Below are 14,512 nucleotides of genomic sequence, written 5' to 3'. Positions count from 1 at the left end.
CGCTTCAGTACACCAATAGGCAAAACCTCGTTGGTGGGCTAAAGCCCACCCTACGAGGGAAGCCGAGGCCAGGTGTAGGGTGGGCTTTAGCCCACCGGGTATTACATGATCGTTTCGGTGGAAGACGCGTGGTGCATCTTTCACCTTCGAGGGACAAAACCATGAGCAACACGGCCTGGATCGACGCACTCGCGGACCTACAGCAACAGGGCGAACCCTGCGTGCTGGTGACCATCATCGAGGAGCGTGGCTCAACGCCACGCAACGCCGGCTCGAAGATGGTCGTCAGCCGTGAGCGGCTGTACGACACCATCGGCGGCGGCCACCTGGAATACAAGGCGCAAGAGATTGCCCGCGAGATGCTGGAAAACCGCTGCCGCAATACCCGTCTGGAGCGCTTTTCCCTTGGCGCGAGCCTGGGCCAATGCTGCGGAGGCGCCACCGTGCTCTTGTTCGAACCCATGGGCCAGCCGCAGGCGCATATCGCCGTGTTCGGTGCCGGGCATGTCGGGCGCGCGCTGGTGCCGCTGCTGGCCAGCCTGCCGTGCAAGGTGCGCTGGATCGATTCGCGTGAAAACGAATTTCCGGCCCAGATTCCTGCCGGGGTGGAAAAGGTCGTCAATGACGACGTGGTAGACGAGGTGGAAAACATGCCTGCCGGCAGTTACTTCATCGTCATGACCCACAATCACCAGCTCGACCTCGAACTGACCGCGGCCATCCTCAAACGCAACGATTTTACCTATTACGGGCTGATCGGTTCGAAGAGCAAACGCGCCAAATTCGAACACCGCTTGCGCGACCGCGGCTTCCAACCGGAAACGGTGCAACGCATGCGCTGCCCGATGGGTATTGCCGACGTGAAGGGCAAATTGCCGATCGAGATTGCCGTGTCCATTGCCGGGGAAGTGATCGCCACCTACAACGCCAACTTCGGTGAAAAGACCGTCGACGGTGAAAAGCCGGTGCCCATGCTTGTACCAGCATCGCGCCGCTCGCAGGCGGGTTGAACTGCATCAAGGCATCAGCTCGCGGCGCGCGACGGTGCTGTAGGAGCGAGCTTGCTCGCGAATGGACTCAATCTAAAGCTTCGCCAGCAAGCTGGCTCCTACGAATAGAACCCGAGCCTTCGGAATCATCTCTTGATACCGGGCGGACTACACATACACATCGATTCTGAGAACCACCATGTCCCAAGCTAAAGCCTACCGTGCCGCCCTGCTCCACTGCCTTGCCGACCCTCGTGAGGTGGGCATTGAGCAATCTAACGAATATTTCGAAGACGGGCTGCTGGTTGTCGAGGACGGCAAGATCGCCCAGATCGGCAATGCTGCTGACCTGCTTCCAACCCTGAAAGCCGACACCGAAGTGGTCGAGTACCCTGACGCGCTAATCACCCCAGGCTTCATCGATACCCACATCCATTACCCGCAGGTCGGCGTGATCGGCTCCTACGGCGCGCAACTGCTGGACTGGCTGGAAACCTACACCTTTCCCAACGAAGGACGCTTCAGTGACATGGCCCACGCTCGCGAGCAGGCCGATCTGTTCCTCGGCGAGTTACTGCGCAACGGCACCACCACGGCGCTGGTGTTCGGCACGGTGCACAAGCAATCGGTGGATGCCTTCTTCGAAGCGGCGGAAAAGCTCAACCTGCGGATGATCGCCGGTAAGGTTTTGATGGACCGCAACGCGCCGGACTTCCTCACCGACACGGCCGAGTCCGGCTACATCGACAGCAAGGAACTGATCGAGCGCTGGCACGGCAAGGGTCGCCTGCACTACGCCGTCACTCCGCGCTTCGCGCCGACCAGCACGCCGGCGCAACTGACCCTCGCCGGCAAGCTGTTCGCTGAATTTCCGGACCTGTACATGCACACCCATATCTCCGAGAACAAGCAGGAGGTCGAGTGGGTCAAGGAGTTGTTCCCGGAGCGTAAGGGCTATCTGGACGTCTACGACCACTACGGCCTGATCGGCGCACGCTCGGTATTTGCCCACGGGGTCCACCTGTGCGATGACGAGTGCAAGCGCCTCGGCGAGACGGGTTCGGCAGTCGCCTTTTGCCCCACCTCCAACCTGTTTCTCGGCAGTGGTTTGTTCGACCTGGCCAAGGTGGAAGGCTACGGCGTACGGGTGGGCCTGGGCACGGATGTCGGCGGCGGCACCAGCTTCTCGCAACTGCAAAGCCTCAACGAGGCCTACAAGGTGCTGCAGTTGCAGGGGCAGAAGCTCGACGCGTTCAAGGCGCTGTACCTGGCGACCCTGGGCGGTGCGCGGGCGCTGTATCTCGACGACAAGATCGGCAACCTGAAGCCAGGCAAGGACGCCGACTTCGTCGTGCTCGACTACAAGGCAACGCCCCTGATCAACTATCGCCTGAGCCAGGCCACGACGCTGCAGGAAAAGCTCTTCGCCCTGATGATTCTGGGTGATGACCGGGCGGTAAAAGAAACCTACGCCGCCGGCGTCTCGGTGCACCGCAAAGCCTAAAGCCGCCGCTGTGTAACGCTAAGTCCGAGACGGCGTGTTGCGCTGAACGGAATTCGGTGGACTGCCAATCCGCACGTCGGCAGCCATGTCCCCGGCTTACATTCATTGTAGGGTGGGCTTCAGCCCACTGCGACGGAGCGGAGCCCCCTTGGTGGGCTGAAGCCCACCCTACCTAACTGATAAGGCTTGGCATTGCTGCGGGGTGGAAGAGCCTTAGCCGCAGGCGTCTCGGTGCGGCAGAAAGTCTGGGCCACCGCTGTGTAACGCAGAGTCCGATACGACGTGGTGCGCTGAACGGGATTCGGTGGGCTGCCTATCCGCGTGTCGGCAGCCATATCCCGGCTTACCCGTTGTAGGGTGGGCTTCAGCCCACCGCGACGCAGCGCAGACCCCTTGGTGGGCTAAAGCCCACCCTACCTAACTGATAAGGCTTGGCATATCGCGGGGTGGAAGAGCCTTAGCCGCAGGCGTCTCATTGCGGCAGAAAGTCTGGGCCACCGCTGTGTAACGCAGAGTCCGATACGACGTGGTGCGCTGAACGGATTTCGGTGAGCTGCCAATCCGCACGTCGGCAGCCATGTCCCCGGCTTACCCGTTGTAGGGTGGGCTTCAGCCCACCGCGACGGAGCGCAGACCCCTTGGTGGGCTAAAGCCCACCCTACCTAACCGATAAGGCTTGGCATATCGCGGGGTGGAAGAGCCTTAGCCGCAGGCGTCTCGGTGCGGCAGAAAGTCTGGGCCGCCGCTGTGTAACGCAGAGTCCGATACGGCGTGGTGCGCTGAACGGGATTCGGTGGGCTTCCTATCTGCATGCCGGCAGCCATGTCGCCGGCTTACTTTCGTTGTAGGGTGGGCTTCAGCCCACCGCGACGGGGCGAGGATGATCTGGCGGGCTGAAGCCCACCCTACCTAACTGAAGCCATCTGGATTTGACGACCACGCTGCGAAGGTTTGTGCCGGGACAAGATCCGCAGCCTCACCCCACCTACCTAACTAAACGCAACGGCTGGCTCAGTCAGCCATGTGGAACAGCTAAGGCTGACCGATCACCCCTTGCGACTGGTCGGGCGCAGTTTTTTCTGGCCTTGGACGATGTGCGAGAAGACGGCGTGCAGGTCATCCGACGCGCTGTCTTCATCCAGGTTGAGCTTGCTGTCGATGTGATCCATGTGGTGCATCATCAGGCTGACAGCTTTATCGCTGTCGCGCGCGGAGATGGCATCGATGAGCTCGTTATGTTCGTCGAACGAGCAATGCGAGCGGTTGCCACTCTCGTACTGAGCGATGATCAGCGAGGTCTGCGAAACGAGGCTGCGCTGGAAGCTCACCAACGGCGCGTTCTTCGCCGCCTCGGCCAGCTTCAGGTGAAATTCGCCAGACAGGCGAATACCGGCGCCGCGATCGCCGCGAGCGAAGCAATCCTGCTCGTCAGTCACCATTTGCCGCAGCTCCGCCAACTGCTCAGCAGTCGCGTGCAGGACCGCGAGTTCGGTGATGGCGCGCTCAACCATTCGCCTGGCAAAGAAGATTTGCCGGGCTTCTTCGACGCTGGGGCTGGCCACCACCGCGCCGCGATTCGGGCGCAATAACACAACCCCTTCATGAGCCAAACGCGATAGCGCGCGGCGAATGATGGTGCGGCTGACACCGAAGATCTCGCCCAGTGCTTCTTCGCTGAGCTTGGTGCCCGGCGCCAGGCGTTGCTCGAGAATGGCGTCGAAGATATGCGCGTAAACGATGTCGTCCTGGGTCCCGGTACGGGCCTTGCCGTTTCGTGTCGGCTTTTTCAAAGGCTGCAACTGTTCGTTCATGGTGACTCGCGTGGGGAGATCGGCAGACCGAACTTTACTGCTTTAGGCAAGCGGCTGGCAGTCTACGAACGTAAAACAGCAAAATAAAACAGCCAATATTGTGCACAATCCTTGAATAAGCTGCGCCAGACTCAATGCTGAGCACGACTACAACGCATCGATTTAGCACCTATCCGTATCCAGACTCGCACCGTCAGTAGTCTTTAAAGGAAATCCGGTTGCAATTCTTGTATACAAAAGCATAATCGCGTCAAGCCTTCCTGACCTTTCGGTCAAAAAATCCGAACAGAAAGAGCCCTCACCATCACCTGCCCTCGAGAGCACCGCTCTGGGTGATAGACAACAAGAACGATGAGGAACACCTTGTGGAAACCACCAAGCAGGATCCGCAGACCCTCGGGCTGCCAACGAAGAATGCCGGTTTGCTCGACCGACTCTTCAAACTCAGCGCCCACCGGACCAGCGTCAAGACCGAACTGCTCGCCGGCCTGACGACCTTCGTCACCATGGCCTACATCATCTTCGTCAACCCCAACATCATGGCCGATGCCGGCATCGATCACGGCGCCGCGTTCGTTGCGACCTGTATCGGCGCAGCGCTCGGCTGTCTGCTGATGGGTTTGTACGCCAACTGGCCGGTCGGTCTCGCGCCGGGCATGGGACTGAACGCATTTTTCACCTACACGGTCGTTGGCGAGATGGGTTACAGCTGGGAAATCGCGCTCGGCGCGGTATTCCTCTCTGGCATCCTGTTCATGATCATGAGCCTCTCACGCTTGCGTGAGTGGTTGCTCAACAGCATCCCGATGAGCCTGCGCTTTGCCATGGGTGCCGGGGTCGGGTTGTTTCTTGGGCTGATCGGCCTGAAGACCGCCGGCATCGTCGTCGACAGCCCTGCCACACTGTTGACCATGGGCTCGTTCAGCGACCCCAACGCGCTGCTCGCGGCAATCTGCTTTTTGATGATCGCCGTGCTTAGCCACCGCAACGTCTTCGGCGCGATTCTGCTGAGCATGCTGGTGGTCACCGGTATCGGCTGGGCGATGGGGTTGGTCGAGTACAACGGCCTGGTTTCGATGCCGCCCAGCCTGGCGCCAACCTGGTTGGCCATGGACATCGCCGGCGCCCTGAATGTGGCGATGATCAGTGTGGTCCTGGCGTTCCTCTTCGTGAACATGTTCGACACGGCTGGCACCCTCATGGGCGTCGCACACCGCGCGCATCTGGTCGACGACGATGGGAAGATTCAGAACCTTTCGCGTGCACTAAAAGCGGACAGCACCTCGAGTGTCGTGGGTGCCTTTGTTGGCTGCCCACCGGTGACGAGCTACGTTGAGAGTGCTTCAGGTGTGGCGGCGGGCGGTCGCACCGGGCTGACTGCTGTCACCGTGGGCGCGCTGTTTTTGGTTGCGATGTTCTTCGCTCCCCTGGCCGGCATGATCCCTGCGTATGCCACAGCCGGAGCGCTGATCTATGTCGCTATGTTGATGATGAGCGGCCTGGCGAATATCGACTGGAAAGATCACACCGACACGATTCCGGCAATTGTCACCGTGGTCATGATGCCGCTGACGTTTTCAATCGCAAACGGGATTGCGCTGGGCTTTTTGACCTACGCGACCCTCAAGCTGCTGACCGGTCAGCACGACAAGGTCTCGATCAGCCTGTATGTGCTCTGTGCGGTCTTTATCGCAAAATTCGCGTTTCTGTAAGCTGCGCGAATCCATAGGCCCCACCGCGTCAGCGGTGGGGCTTTGCCGTTTTCACCGATGCACGTTTAACCCGGGCCCATGTCGCAAGAGAATGCCTGCGGCGTCCGGCAGCCCGGATATCTGACCGTAAGACCTGTCGAGGAGCACCGAAATGAGTCTGGAGACCTGGTTGTTGTTTGCAAGCGCGGCGCTGGTGGTCATTCTGATCCCCGGCCCGCTGTCGCTTCTGATGATCAGCAACAGCCTCAACTACGGGCTGCGGCGCTCCTGGCCGGCTTTCGTCGGCGGGGTCAGTGCATCGATCTGCCTGCTCAGCGCCTCCGCCCTCGGGCTCGGCGCCCTTCTGCTGGCATCGGAGCAAGTGTTCAGCCTGTTGAAGATCGTCGGTGCGCTCTACCTTTTCTATCTCGCCTGGCAGAGCTGGCAGGAATCCCGCCGCCCCGCCAGCGGGCCCAGCGTGACGACTGCAGAGGTCAGCCCGCGGTTTCGTCAGCTCTTCTGGCGGGCATTCGGGCTTGGCGCCAGCAACCCCAAGGACATCCTCTTCTTTGCCGCCTTTCTGCCACAGTTTCTCAGCGCTGATCGCCCGTTCATGCCGCAACTGCTGGTGATGATTCTGACCTGGGCGGCGCTGGACCTATGCTGCAAGCTGGCCTACGGGCTGGGGGCGCATGGCGCGGCGCGCTATCTGCGCACGGGTAAAGGGCAGGTTTGGTTCAACCGGACCAGCGCTGCGCTGTTTGGGGGCGCGGGGGCGGCTTCATTGATGAGTCGCTGAGGACGCTGAGGAGGCTGAGTCCATTACACGCGAGCACCTGCCACGAATCGGTGCCGACAAGCACTTGTCGCACGGGCTGAAGTTCAGCGCCGCCCACACCGCTGCCAGTCGCCCAGCAAGTACCGTAGGGTGGGCTTCAGCCCACCGGCGGCGAAGTGCGTTCTTTCGGTGGGCTAAAGCCCACCCTACGGAGCTGAGTCCATTACAAGCGAGCACCAGCCATGAATCGGTGCCGACGAGCACTTGTCGCTCGGGCTGAAGTTCAGCGCCGCCCACACCGCTGCCAGTCGCCCAGCAAGTGCCGTAGGGTGGGCTTCAGCCCACCGGCGGCGAAGTGCGTTCTTTCGGTGGGCTAAAGCCCACCCTACGGAGCTCCGCGAGCATGCTGCGCGTACCAACCAGGCAGCCGTCTCAATAAAAAAACCCGCCATCAAGGCGGGTCGGGGACTCAGGGGAGTCAAAGTTTCACGCATGGGAGACATACTGCCGTGTCGCTGCAGACACGGCAGGAGCCATCAGCTACCCCGATAAGTCGAGTAGCTATACGGCGAAATCAAAAGCGGCACATGGTAATGATCCTGCTCAGCGCTAATGCCGAAACGCAGCACCACTACATCCAAGAAAGCCGGCTCCGGCAGCACAACACCTCGCCCGCGGTAGTAATCGCCAGCCGCGAACTGCAGCTGGTATACGCCGGAACGATAGTTGTCACCTTCCAGCAGAGGGGCGTCGCAACGGCCGTCGCTGTTTGTTTGTCGCGTCGTCACCAGTTCCAGGCGCTCGTCTTCAACGCGATAGAGTTCGATGCTGATATTGCTGCCTGGGCAGCCGTGAGCGGCATCCAGTACATGAGTAGTCAGACGTCCCATAGATTTCAGCATCAACGATCAATCGCCAATGCTCGCCTCCTCTTGGTGGTGAATGGTGGAAATGGGTCGAGCATAGCATCCTGTCTAAAAAAGCAAAGACAGTTTCAACGAAAATTGTACACAGTTTTCAGCCAAGTCATTTTGGCCCACTTTCTGCTGGTCACTATCACTCTCAAGGGGCTGCTTAGCGAGCCTAAGAGACGACTCATGAAAGAAGAGGGCCTGTCCAGAGACCATGACGAATAGATTTTCAGGTTTTTGATTTACAAACTGCAAATCATTTTGTATACAATTGGTCCATGACGGTCGCCCAGTATCTCGCAGCGGCGACCCGCGGATCAGATAAGGAATAACAACAGTGAGCGCTGACTACCCTCGCGATCTCATCGGCTACGCCGAGAATCCACCCCATCCGCAATGGCCGGGCAATGCCCGCATCGCCCTGTCCTTCGTACTCAATTACGAAGAAGGCGGGGAGCGTTGTGTGCTGCATGGTGACAAGGAATCCGAAGCCTTCCTGTCCGAGATGGTGGCCGCTCAGCCGTTGCAGGGCGTGCGCAACATGAGCATGGAGTCGCTCTACGAATACGGTAGCCGTGCCGGCGTCTGGCGCCTGCTCAAGTTGTTCCGCAAGCACGACATCCCGCTGACCATCTTTGCCGTAGCGATGGCCGCGCAGCGCCACCCGGATGTGATCAAGGCCATGGTCGCCGACGGTCACGACATCTGCAGCCACGGCTATCGCTGGATCGACTACCAGTACATGGACGAGGCGCAAGAGCGTGAACACATGCTCGAGGCCATCCGCATCCTCACCGACATCACCGGTGAACGTCCGCTGGGCTGGTACACCGGCCGTACCGGTCCCAACACCCGGCGTCTGGTTCGCGAAGAAGGCGGATTCCTATACGACTCCGACACCTACGACGACGACCTGCCCTACTGGGACCCGGAGTCGACGCCGGACAAGCCGCATCTGGTAATCCCCTACACGCTGGATACCAACGACATGCGCTTCACCCAGGTGCAGGGCTTCAACAAGGGTGACGACTTCTACGAATACCTAAAGGACGCCTTCGACGTGCTCTACGCCGAAGGCTGTGAGGGCGCGCCGAAGATGTTGTCCATTGGCATGCATTGCCGCCTGCTCGGCCGCCCCGCACGCCTGGCCGCGCTGCAGCGCTTCATCGAGTACGCCAAGGGTCACGAGCAGGTGTGGTTTGCCCGCCGTGTCGACATTGCCCGTCACTGGCACTCGGCCCACCCCTTCACCCAGGAACGCAGCCAATGACACCCTTCAAAACCATCAAGCCCTCCACCCTCGACCGCGACACCTTTATCGCAACCTTTGCCGACGTCTACGAGCACTCGCCTTGGGTGGCGGACACCGTGTATCAGGCAGGCGTGGACGAGACGCTCGATTACGTCGAGGTGATGCACACCCGCATGTCACAGGCGATGCTGGCCGCGCACCACGACACCCAGCTGGCACTGATCAATGCCCACCCGGACCTTGCCGGCAAGGCCGCGGTACGTGGCGAGTTGACCGCCTCAAGCACCGCAGAACAGGCCGGGGCCGGCATTCATGAATGCACCCCGGAAGAATTCGCCCGCTTTACCGAACTGAACGATGCCTATAAGGCGAAGTTCGGCTTCATCTTCATCATGGCCGTCAAAGGCAGTAACCGGCACCAGATCCTGGCGGCGTTCGAAGAGCGCATGCACAACTCGCAGGATCAGGAATTTGCACGCGCCCTGGCTGAGATCAACAAAATCGCACTGTTCCGTCTGCAGGCGATGTAAGCAAGAGACCCATCAGACGACACGAAGAGAAGAACAACGTATGAAGAGCTACGCCGTACCTTTCGAAAAATACGTCAACCTGGCTGACGCCCGCCTGGGCACCAAAGCCATTTCCGTCACAGACGATTGGTTTGCCGACGTCAACCGGCTGTTCCAGCCGACGCCGGCCGTATGGAAGGAGGGCGTGTTCGATGACAACGGCAAGTGGATGGATGGCTGGGAGTCGCGCCGTAAGCGCTTCGAAGGCTTCGACCAAGCGGTCATTCGCCTCGGCGTACCCGGCTCGGTCAAGGGCGTCGACATCGACACCAGCTTCTTCACCGGCAACTTCCCGCCGTCTGCCTCGCTGGAAGCCTGCTTCCTCGCCGAAGGCGACCCGGACGACAACACCCAGTGGACTGAAATCCTTCCCGCGGTAGAGCTGCAAGGCAACAGCCATCACTACCACGAAATCGCGTTCGACAAGCCGGTCAGCCACCTGCGCTTCAACATCTACCCGGACGGCGGCGTGGCTCGTCTGCGCGTGCATGGCATTCCGTACCGCGACTGGAGCCGCGTGGGCGACAACGAGCAGCTCGACCTGGCCTCGGCGCTCAATGGTGGTCGCGCACTGGCCTGCTCGGACGAGCATTTCGGTCGTATGAGCAACATTCTCAACCCGGGTCGCGGCATCAACATGGGCGATGGCTGGGAAACCGCCCGCCGCCGCACACCGGGCAATGACTGGGTCATCGTCGCGCTGGGCGCGCCCGGCGAAATTGAACGCATCGTTGTGGACACCCTGCACTTCAAGGGTAACTACCCGGACAGCTGCAGCATTCAGGCGGCCTACGTTAAAGGCGGTACCGACAGCCAGATCGAAACCCAGAGCCTGTTCTGGCGCGAGCTGCTGCCGAGCCAGAAGCTGGAAATGCACGCCGAGCACGAGTTCAGCGAGCAGATCGCCAAGCTCGGCCCGATCACTCACGTACGCCTGAACATCTTCCCGGACGGTGGTGTGAGCCGGCTGCGCTTGTTCGGCAAGGCGGTGAAGTAAGAAGGCGACGCCATTTGGCGTAATAGCCGCCGAATCGGCCGTAGGGTGGGCTTTAGCCCACCAGCTCCGAAGACTGGCTTAGCCCACATTAGCCACGGAGCCAAGGTGGGCTGAAGCCCACCCTACGGTCCTAACCGCCTCAACGGCACCGCCCCCACAAATCAGTTCTGTAGGGTGGGCTTCAGCCCACCGAAACCTGCCCCCAAGACGGTGGCTTACAAAACAGCAAACATATACGAGCACAGCATGCGCACACTCAAGATCGAACCGCTGACCAAGGAAGCCTTTGCCCCCTTCGGTGATGTCATCGAAACCGAAGGCAGCGACTACTTCATGATCAATAACGGTTCCACCCGCCGCTATCACAAGCTGGCGTCGGTCGAGACCGCGCAGCCGGACGATCAGGCCATCATCAGTATTTTCGCCGCCGACGCGCTGGAGATGCCGTTGGTCATTCGCATGCTCGAACGACATCCGCAGGGCAGCCAGGCTTTCATTCCGCTGCTCGGCAATCCCTTTCTGGTCGTGGTCGCGCCACTTGGCGATGCACCTGTACCGGGTAACGTCCGCGCCTTCCGCAGCAACGGCAGGCAGGGCGTCAATTACCACCGCGGCGTCTGGCACCACCCGGTGCTGACGATCGAAAAGCGGGATGAATTCCTGGTGGTCGATCGCAGCGGTTCTGGCAACAACTGCGACGAGCATTTTTTCACCGAGGACGAGCAGCTTCTCCTCGACCCCCACCGGGACTCCGAGCAAGCGACCCGCTGATCATCGAAGTGCTCATCGGCGCGGCTCACATCGCCGCCACCGAACAGGCGTGCTTCAGAGCAAGCGGAACACTTGCGACGAGTCGAATAAGAAGAAACATCGGTTGGCGCGCCGGCCGTGCAAGAGGTAATTATCGTGGAAGCACATCTGACCGAATGGCTGAACCTTACTATTCGCTGGATTCACATGATCGTTGGTGTCGCCTGGATCGGCGCCTCGTTCTACTTCGTCTGGCTGGAAAACAACCTTAACCGCGCCAACCCCCGCGATGGCCTCTCCGGCGATCTTTGGGCGATCCATGGCGGCGGTATCTATCACCTGGAAAAGTACAAGCTGGCTCCGCCACAGATGCCGGAGAACCTGCACTGGTTCAAATGGGAGGCCTACACCACCTGGCTCTCGGGTGTTGCCCTGCTGATGGTCGTTTACTACCTCAATCCATCCCTGTACCTGATCGCGCCGGGCAGTGATCTGGCGCCGGCCATGGCGATCGCCATCGGCTTTGGTTCGTTGATCGTCGGCTGGTTCGTCTACGACCTGCTCTGCGATTCGCCCCTGGGTAAGAAGCCCGCGCTGCTCGGCCTGGTGCTGTTCATCCTGGTGATCTTCGCCGCCTGGGCTTATTCCCAAGTCTTCAGCGGTCGTGCGGCCTATATCCACACCGGCGCGCTGATCGGCACCATCATGGTCGGCAACGTGTTCCGCATCATCATGCCGGCCCAGCGCGCGCTGGTAGCGGCTATCGAGCAGAACCGCACGCCCGACCCGGTCCTCCCCGCAAAAGGCCTGCTGCGCTCGCGTCACAACAACTACTTCACCCTGCCCGTGCTGTTCATCATGATCAGCAACCACTTCCCGAGCACCTACGGCAGCCAGTACAACTGGCTGATCCTGGCCGGTATCTCGGTGATGGCCGTACTGGTGCGCCATTACTTCAACACCCGTCACGACAGCAATCGTTTCGCCTGGGCACTGCCGGCCGCCGCGGTTGGCATGATCTGTCTGGCATTCGTCACCGCGCCCAACCGTCAGGGTGGCGTACCCAACGCCGTGCCGACCAGCCCGCGCGAGCAGAGCATTGAGGCACAACAGGCCGCTGCAGCAACGCCGGCCGAGCAGGCCGGCAACAGCGCATTCGCCGAAGTCCATCGCATCATCAACGAGCGCTGCACCACGTGCCACGCCGCTCAGCCGAGCAGCCCGCTGTTCAGCGCAGCGCCCGCAGGCGTGATGTTCGATACGCCAGAGCAGATCCGCCAGCAGGCGGCGAAGATCCACGCGCAGTCGGTCGCCAGCCAGATCATGCCGCTGGGCAACATGACCAACATGACCCAGGAAGAGCGCGACCTGCTCGGCGCCTGGATCGACAAGGGCGCCCCGATCGAGTGATCGCTGCCAGCAGCCGCGCTTTCGAGCGCGGCTTTTTTTCGCCCTCCAATTCGGCATGGGGCAATCGAGCAAACAGACGAGCCAGGAAATCAGCCAGCCATTGCACCGCTGAAAGCGGTGCGGCCCAAATAGAACTCCACCACCATTAACAGCCCCGCACGTTCAGCGGGGCCGTCGCGACCCTCCAATAACAAAAGCGTCCGAGGTGTTTTGCATGAACGATGTGACCGAGCGGGAAACCGCGCCAGCCACCGATAAGCGGCTGCCCTTGCTGCAGATGCTGCTGGTGAGTTTCCAGCACGTGCTGCTGATGTACGGCGGGGCTGTCGCCGTCCCGCTGATCGTGGGCCAGGCCGCTGGGCTATCAAGGGACGAAATCGCGTTTCTGATCAATGCCGACTTGCTGGTGGCCGGCGTTGCCACGCTCGTGCAGTCCTTGGGCATCGGTCCGGTGGGCATCCGTATGCCGGTGATGATGGGGGCCAGCTTCGCGGCGGTCAGCAGCATGGTGGTGATGGCCGGGATGCCGGGCGTGGGCATGACCGGGATTTTCGGCGCGACCATCGCTGCCGGCTTCTTCGGGCTGTTGATCGCCCCGTTCGTGTGCAAGATCGTCCGGCTATTCCCGCCGCTGGTGACCGGCACGGTGATTACCGCCATCGGCCTGTCGCTGTTTCCGGTTGCGGTGAACTGGGCGGGTGGCGGCAGCGGCACCGGGCAATTCGGTGCCCTGCCCTATCTTGGCGTTGCTGCAGCCGTACTCGCCGTGATTCTGCTGATCAACCAGTTCATGCGCGGTTTCTGGGTCAATGTCTCGGTGTTGGTCGGCATGGCGCTGGGTTACGTGCTAGCCGGCAGCCTGGGCATGGTCGACCTGTCCGGCATCAGCGCGGCGCCGGCGTTCCAGGTGGTCACGCCAAATCACTTTGGCGCGCCGCAGTTCCTGCTCGCGCCGATCCTGTCGATGTGTCTGGTGGTCGTGATCATCTTCGTCGAATCCGCCGGGATGTTTCTCGCGCTGGGCAAGATCACCGGGCAGGACGTCGATCCCAAGCAACTGCGTCGCGGGCTGTTATGCGATGCCGGCGCAACCTTTTTCGCCGGCTTCATGAACACCTTCACCCATTCGTCCTTCGCTCAGAACATCGGCCTGGTGCAGATGACGGGCGTACGCAGCCGTTACGTCACTGCTATTGCCGGATTGTTCCTGATTAGCCTGAGTCTGCTGCCCAAAGCTGCGTTCATGGTCGCCTCGATTCCTGCCGCCGTGCTTGGCGGCGCAGGTATCGCCATGTTTGGCATGGTAGCGGCCACCGGCATCAAGATCTTGCAGGAAGCCGACATCGGTGACCGTCGCAACCAGCTGCTGGTCGCGGTAAGCATCGGTCTTGGCATGGTGCCTGTGGTGCGTCCCGAGTTCTTCGCACATTTGCCGCATTGGATGGAACCGATCACCCACAGCGGCATTGCGGTGGCGACCATCAGCGCGGTAAGCCTCAACCTGCTGTTCAACGTACTTGTCGGACCCGAGCGCCATGCCTTGACCGGTGCTCACCGCTGACGGTGCCGCTCGTTGCAAGCAAGCCCGTCACGCGCGCAACGCTGTTTACTTAAGCAAGTTTGCCCCGAGGTCGGGCCTCCCACGAAAACAACAGATTCACACCAGTCCTGTGGGCGCTCCCCCCCCGCGGCGAATGCGGGATACGGCGCGCCCAAAAATCAGAAGCGCCCCGCGAGCCGTTACCGTTTAAGTGAACAGCAAGCCCGCCATGTGCGGGCTTGCTTTTTTCCGCTGCACCGCGGCACTCGACAAGCCGTGCATCGTCGTTAAAATGCCCCGCCTCCCTGCG

12 protein-coding genes are annotated in these 14,512 nt (G+C 60.8%); 10 read left to right on the top strand and 2 right to left on the bottom strand.

Features of this window, described 5'->3' with window-relative positions:
- Positions 1 to 161 precede the first annotated feature (161 nt).
- Together xdhC and guaD are read left to right on the top strand one after the other, a co-directional pair.
- Positions 162 to 1,010, top strand: a complete 849-nt coding sequence (gene xdhC, locus K4O48_RS05235) for a xanthine dehydrogenase accessory protein XdhC (protein WP_222911014.1) — start codon at positions 162 to 164, stop codon at positions 1,008 to 1,010.
- Between the two features lie 178 nt (positions 1,011 to 1,188).
- Positions 1,189 to 2,493 (top strand): guanine deaminase, encoded by a 1,305-nt coding sequence (guaD, locus tag K4O48_RS05230; protein ID WP_222911013.1) that lies wholly within the window; start codon positions 1,189 to 1,191, stop codon positions 2,491 to 2,493.
- 1,046 nt (positions 2,494 to 3,539) lie between these two features.
- On the opposite strand, the gene K4O48_RS05225 is transcribed toward guaD, so the two are convergent.
- The gene (locus K4O48_RS05225; RefSeq protein WP_222911012.1) at positions 3,540 to 4,304 is read right to left on the bottom strand and encodes a GntR family transcriptional regulator; all 765 of its coding nucleotides are present in this window, start codon (positions 4,302 to 4,304) and stop codon (positions 3,540 to 3,542) included.
- A 365-nt stretch (positions 4,305 to 4,669) separates the two neighbouring features.
- Between K4O48_RS05225 and K4O48_RS05220 the strand changes: the two genes are divergently transcribed.
- Positions 4,670 to 6,016 carry an NCS2 family permease gene (locus K4O48_RS05220; protein ID WP_222911011.1) on the top strand — a complete coding sequence of 449 codons (1,347 nt, stop codon included), beginning with the start codon at positions 4,670 to 4,672 and terminating at the stop codon, positions 6,014 to 6,016.
- A gap of 151 nt (positions 6,017 to 6,167) precedes the next feature.
- Positions 6,168 to 6,794 (top strand): LysE family translocator, encoded by a 627-nt coding sequence (locus K4O48_RS05215; protein ID WP_222911010.1) that lies wholly within the window; start codon positions 6,168 to 6,170, stop codon positions 6,792 to 6,794.
- A 515-nt stretch (positions 6,795 to 7,309) separates the two neighbouring features.
- On the opposite strand, the gene uraH is transcribed toward K4O48_RS05215, so the two are convergent.
- On the bottom strand, positions 7,310 to 7,663 hold the full coding sequence (gene uraH / locus K4O48_RS05210; protein WP_222911997.1) for a hydroxyisourate hydrolase: 354 nt from the start codon (positions 7,661 to 7,663) through the stop codon (positions 7,310 to 7,312).
- A 358-nt stretch (positions 7,664 to 8,021) separates the two neighbouring features.
- Here uraH and puuE point away from each other — a divergent pair, with 358 nt between their 5' ends.
- From puuE to K4O48_RS05180, 6 genes are all read left to right on the top strand, one after another.
- On the top strand, positions 8,022 to 8,954 hold the full coding sequence (puuE, locus tag K4O48_RS05205; RefSeq protein ID WP_222911009.1) for an allantoinase PuuE: 933 nt from the start codon (positions 8,022 to 8,024) through the stop codon (positions 8,952 to 8,954).
- Positions 8,951 to 9,466 carry a 2-oxo-4-hydroxy-4-carboxy-5-ureidoimidazoline decarboxylase gene (gene uraD / locus K4O48_RS05200; protein WP_222911008.1) on the top strand — a complete coding sequence of 172 codons (516 nt, stop codon included), beginning with the start codon at positions 8,951 to 8,953 and terminating at the stop codon, positions 9,464 to 9,466. The genes puuE and uraD overlap by 4 nt, the downstream gene beginning before the upstream one ends.
- A 40-nt stretch (positions 9,467 to 9,506) precedes the next feature.
- Complete coding sequence (alc, locus tag K4O48_RS05195) at positions 9,507 to 10,502, top strand: allantoicase (protein WP_222911007.1); 996 nt, start codon at positions 9,507 to 9,509, stop codon at positions 10,500 to 10,502.
- 246 nt (positions 10,503 to 10,748) lie between these two features.
- A complete protein-coding gene (locus tag K4O48_RS05190; RefSeq protein WP_222911006.1) occupies positions 10,749 to 11,273 on the top strand; it encodes an ureidoglycolate lyase in 525 nt (174 codons plus the stop codon).
- Between the two features lie 135 nt (positions 11,274 to 11,408).
- A complete protein-coding gene (locus K4O48_RS05185; RefSeq protein WP_222911005.1) occupies positions 11,409 to 12,662 on the top strand; it encodes a urate hydroxylase PuuD in 1,254 nt (417 codons plus the stop codon).
- Between the two features lie 214 nt (positions 12,663 to 12,876).
- Positions 12,877 to 14,223 carry a nucleobase:cation symporter-2 family protein gene (locus K4O48_RS05180; protein WP_222911004.1) on the top strand — a complete coding sequence of 449 codons (1,347 nt, stop codon included), beginning with the start codon at positions 12,877 to 12,879 and terminating at the stop codon, positions 14,221 to 14,223.
- Positions 14,224 to 14,512 lie beyond the last annotated feature (289 nt).

It is taken from the genome of Pseudomonas sp. DNDY-54, assembly GCF_019880365.1.
GTDB classification, from domain to species: Bacteria; Pseudomonadota; Gammaproteobacteria; order Pseudomonadales; family Pseudomonadaceae; genus Stutzerimonas; species Stutzerimonas stutzeri_P.
Note: the sequence above shows the minus strand (reverse complement) of the source record. Positions and strands in the feature narration are given on the sequence as shown.

Bases quoted from the DNA above. Each gene is read 5' to 3' on its own strand.
- K4O48_RS05180 (WP_222911004.1), top strand. From the start codon at position 12,877: ATGAACGATGTGACCGAGCGGGAAACCGCGCCAGCCACCGATAAGCGG.
- K4O48_RS05190 (WP_222911006.1), top strand. From the start codon at position 10,749: ATGCGCACACTCAAGATCGAACCGCTGACCAAGGAAGCCTTTGCCCCC.
- K4O48_RS05225 (WP_222911012.1), bottom strand. From the start codon at position 4,304: ATGAACGAACAGTTGCAGCCTTTGAAAAAGCCGACACGAAACGGCAAG.
- K4O48_RS05215 (WP_222911010.1), top strand. From the start codon at position 6,168: ATGAGTCTGGAGACCTGGTTGTTGTTTGCAAGCGCGGCGCTGGTGGTC.
- uraH (WP_222911997.1), bottom strand. From the start codon at position 7,663: ATGGGACGTCTGACTACTCATGTACTGGATGCCGCTCACGGCTGCCCA.
- xdhC (WP_222911014.1), top strand. From the start codon at position 162: ATGAGCAACACGGCCTGGATCGACGCACTCGCGGACCTACAGCAACAG.
- guaD (WP_222911013.1), top strand. From the start codon at position 1,189: ATGTCCCAAGCTAAAGCCTACCGTGCCGCCCTGCTCCACTGCCTTGCC.
- uraD (WP_222911008.1), top strand. From the start codon at position 8,951: ATGACACCCTTCAAAACCATCAAGCCCTCCACCCTCGACCGCGACACC.
- alc (WP_222911007.1), top strand. From the start codon at position 9,507: ATGAAGAGCTACGCCGTACCTTTCGAAAAATACGTCAACCTGGCTGAC.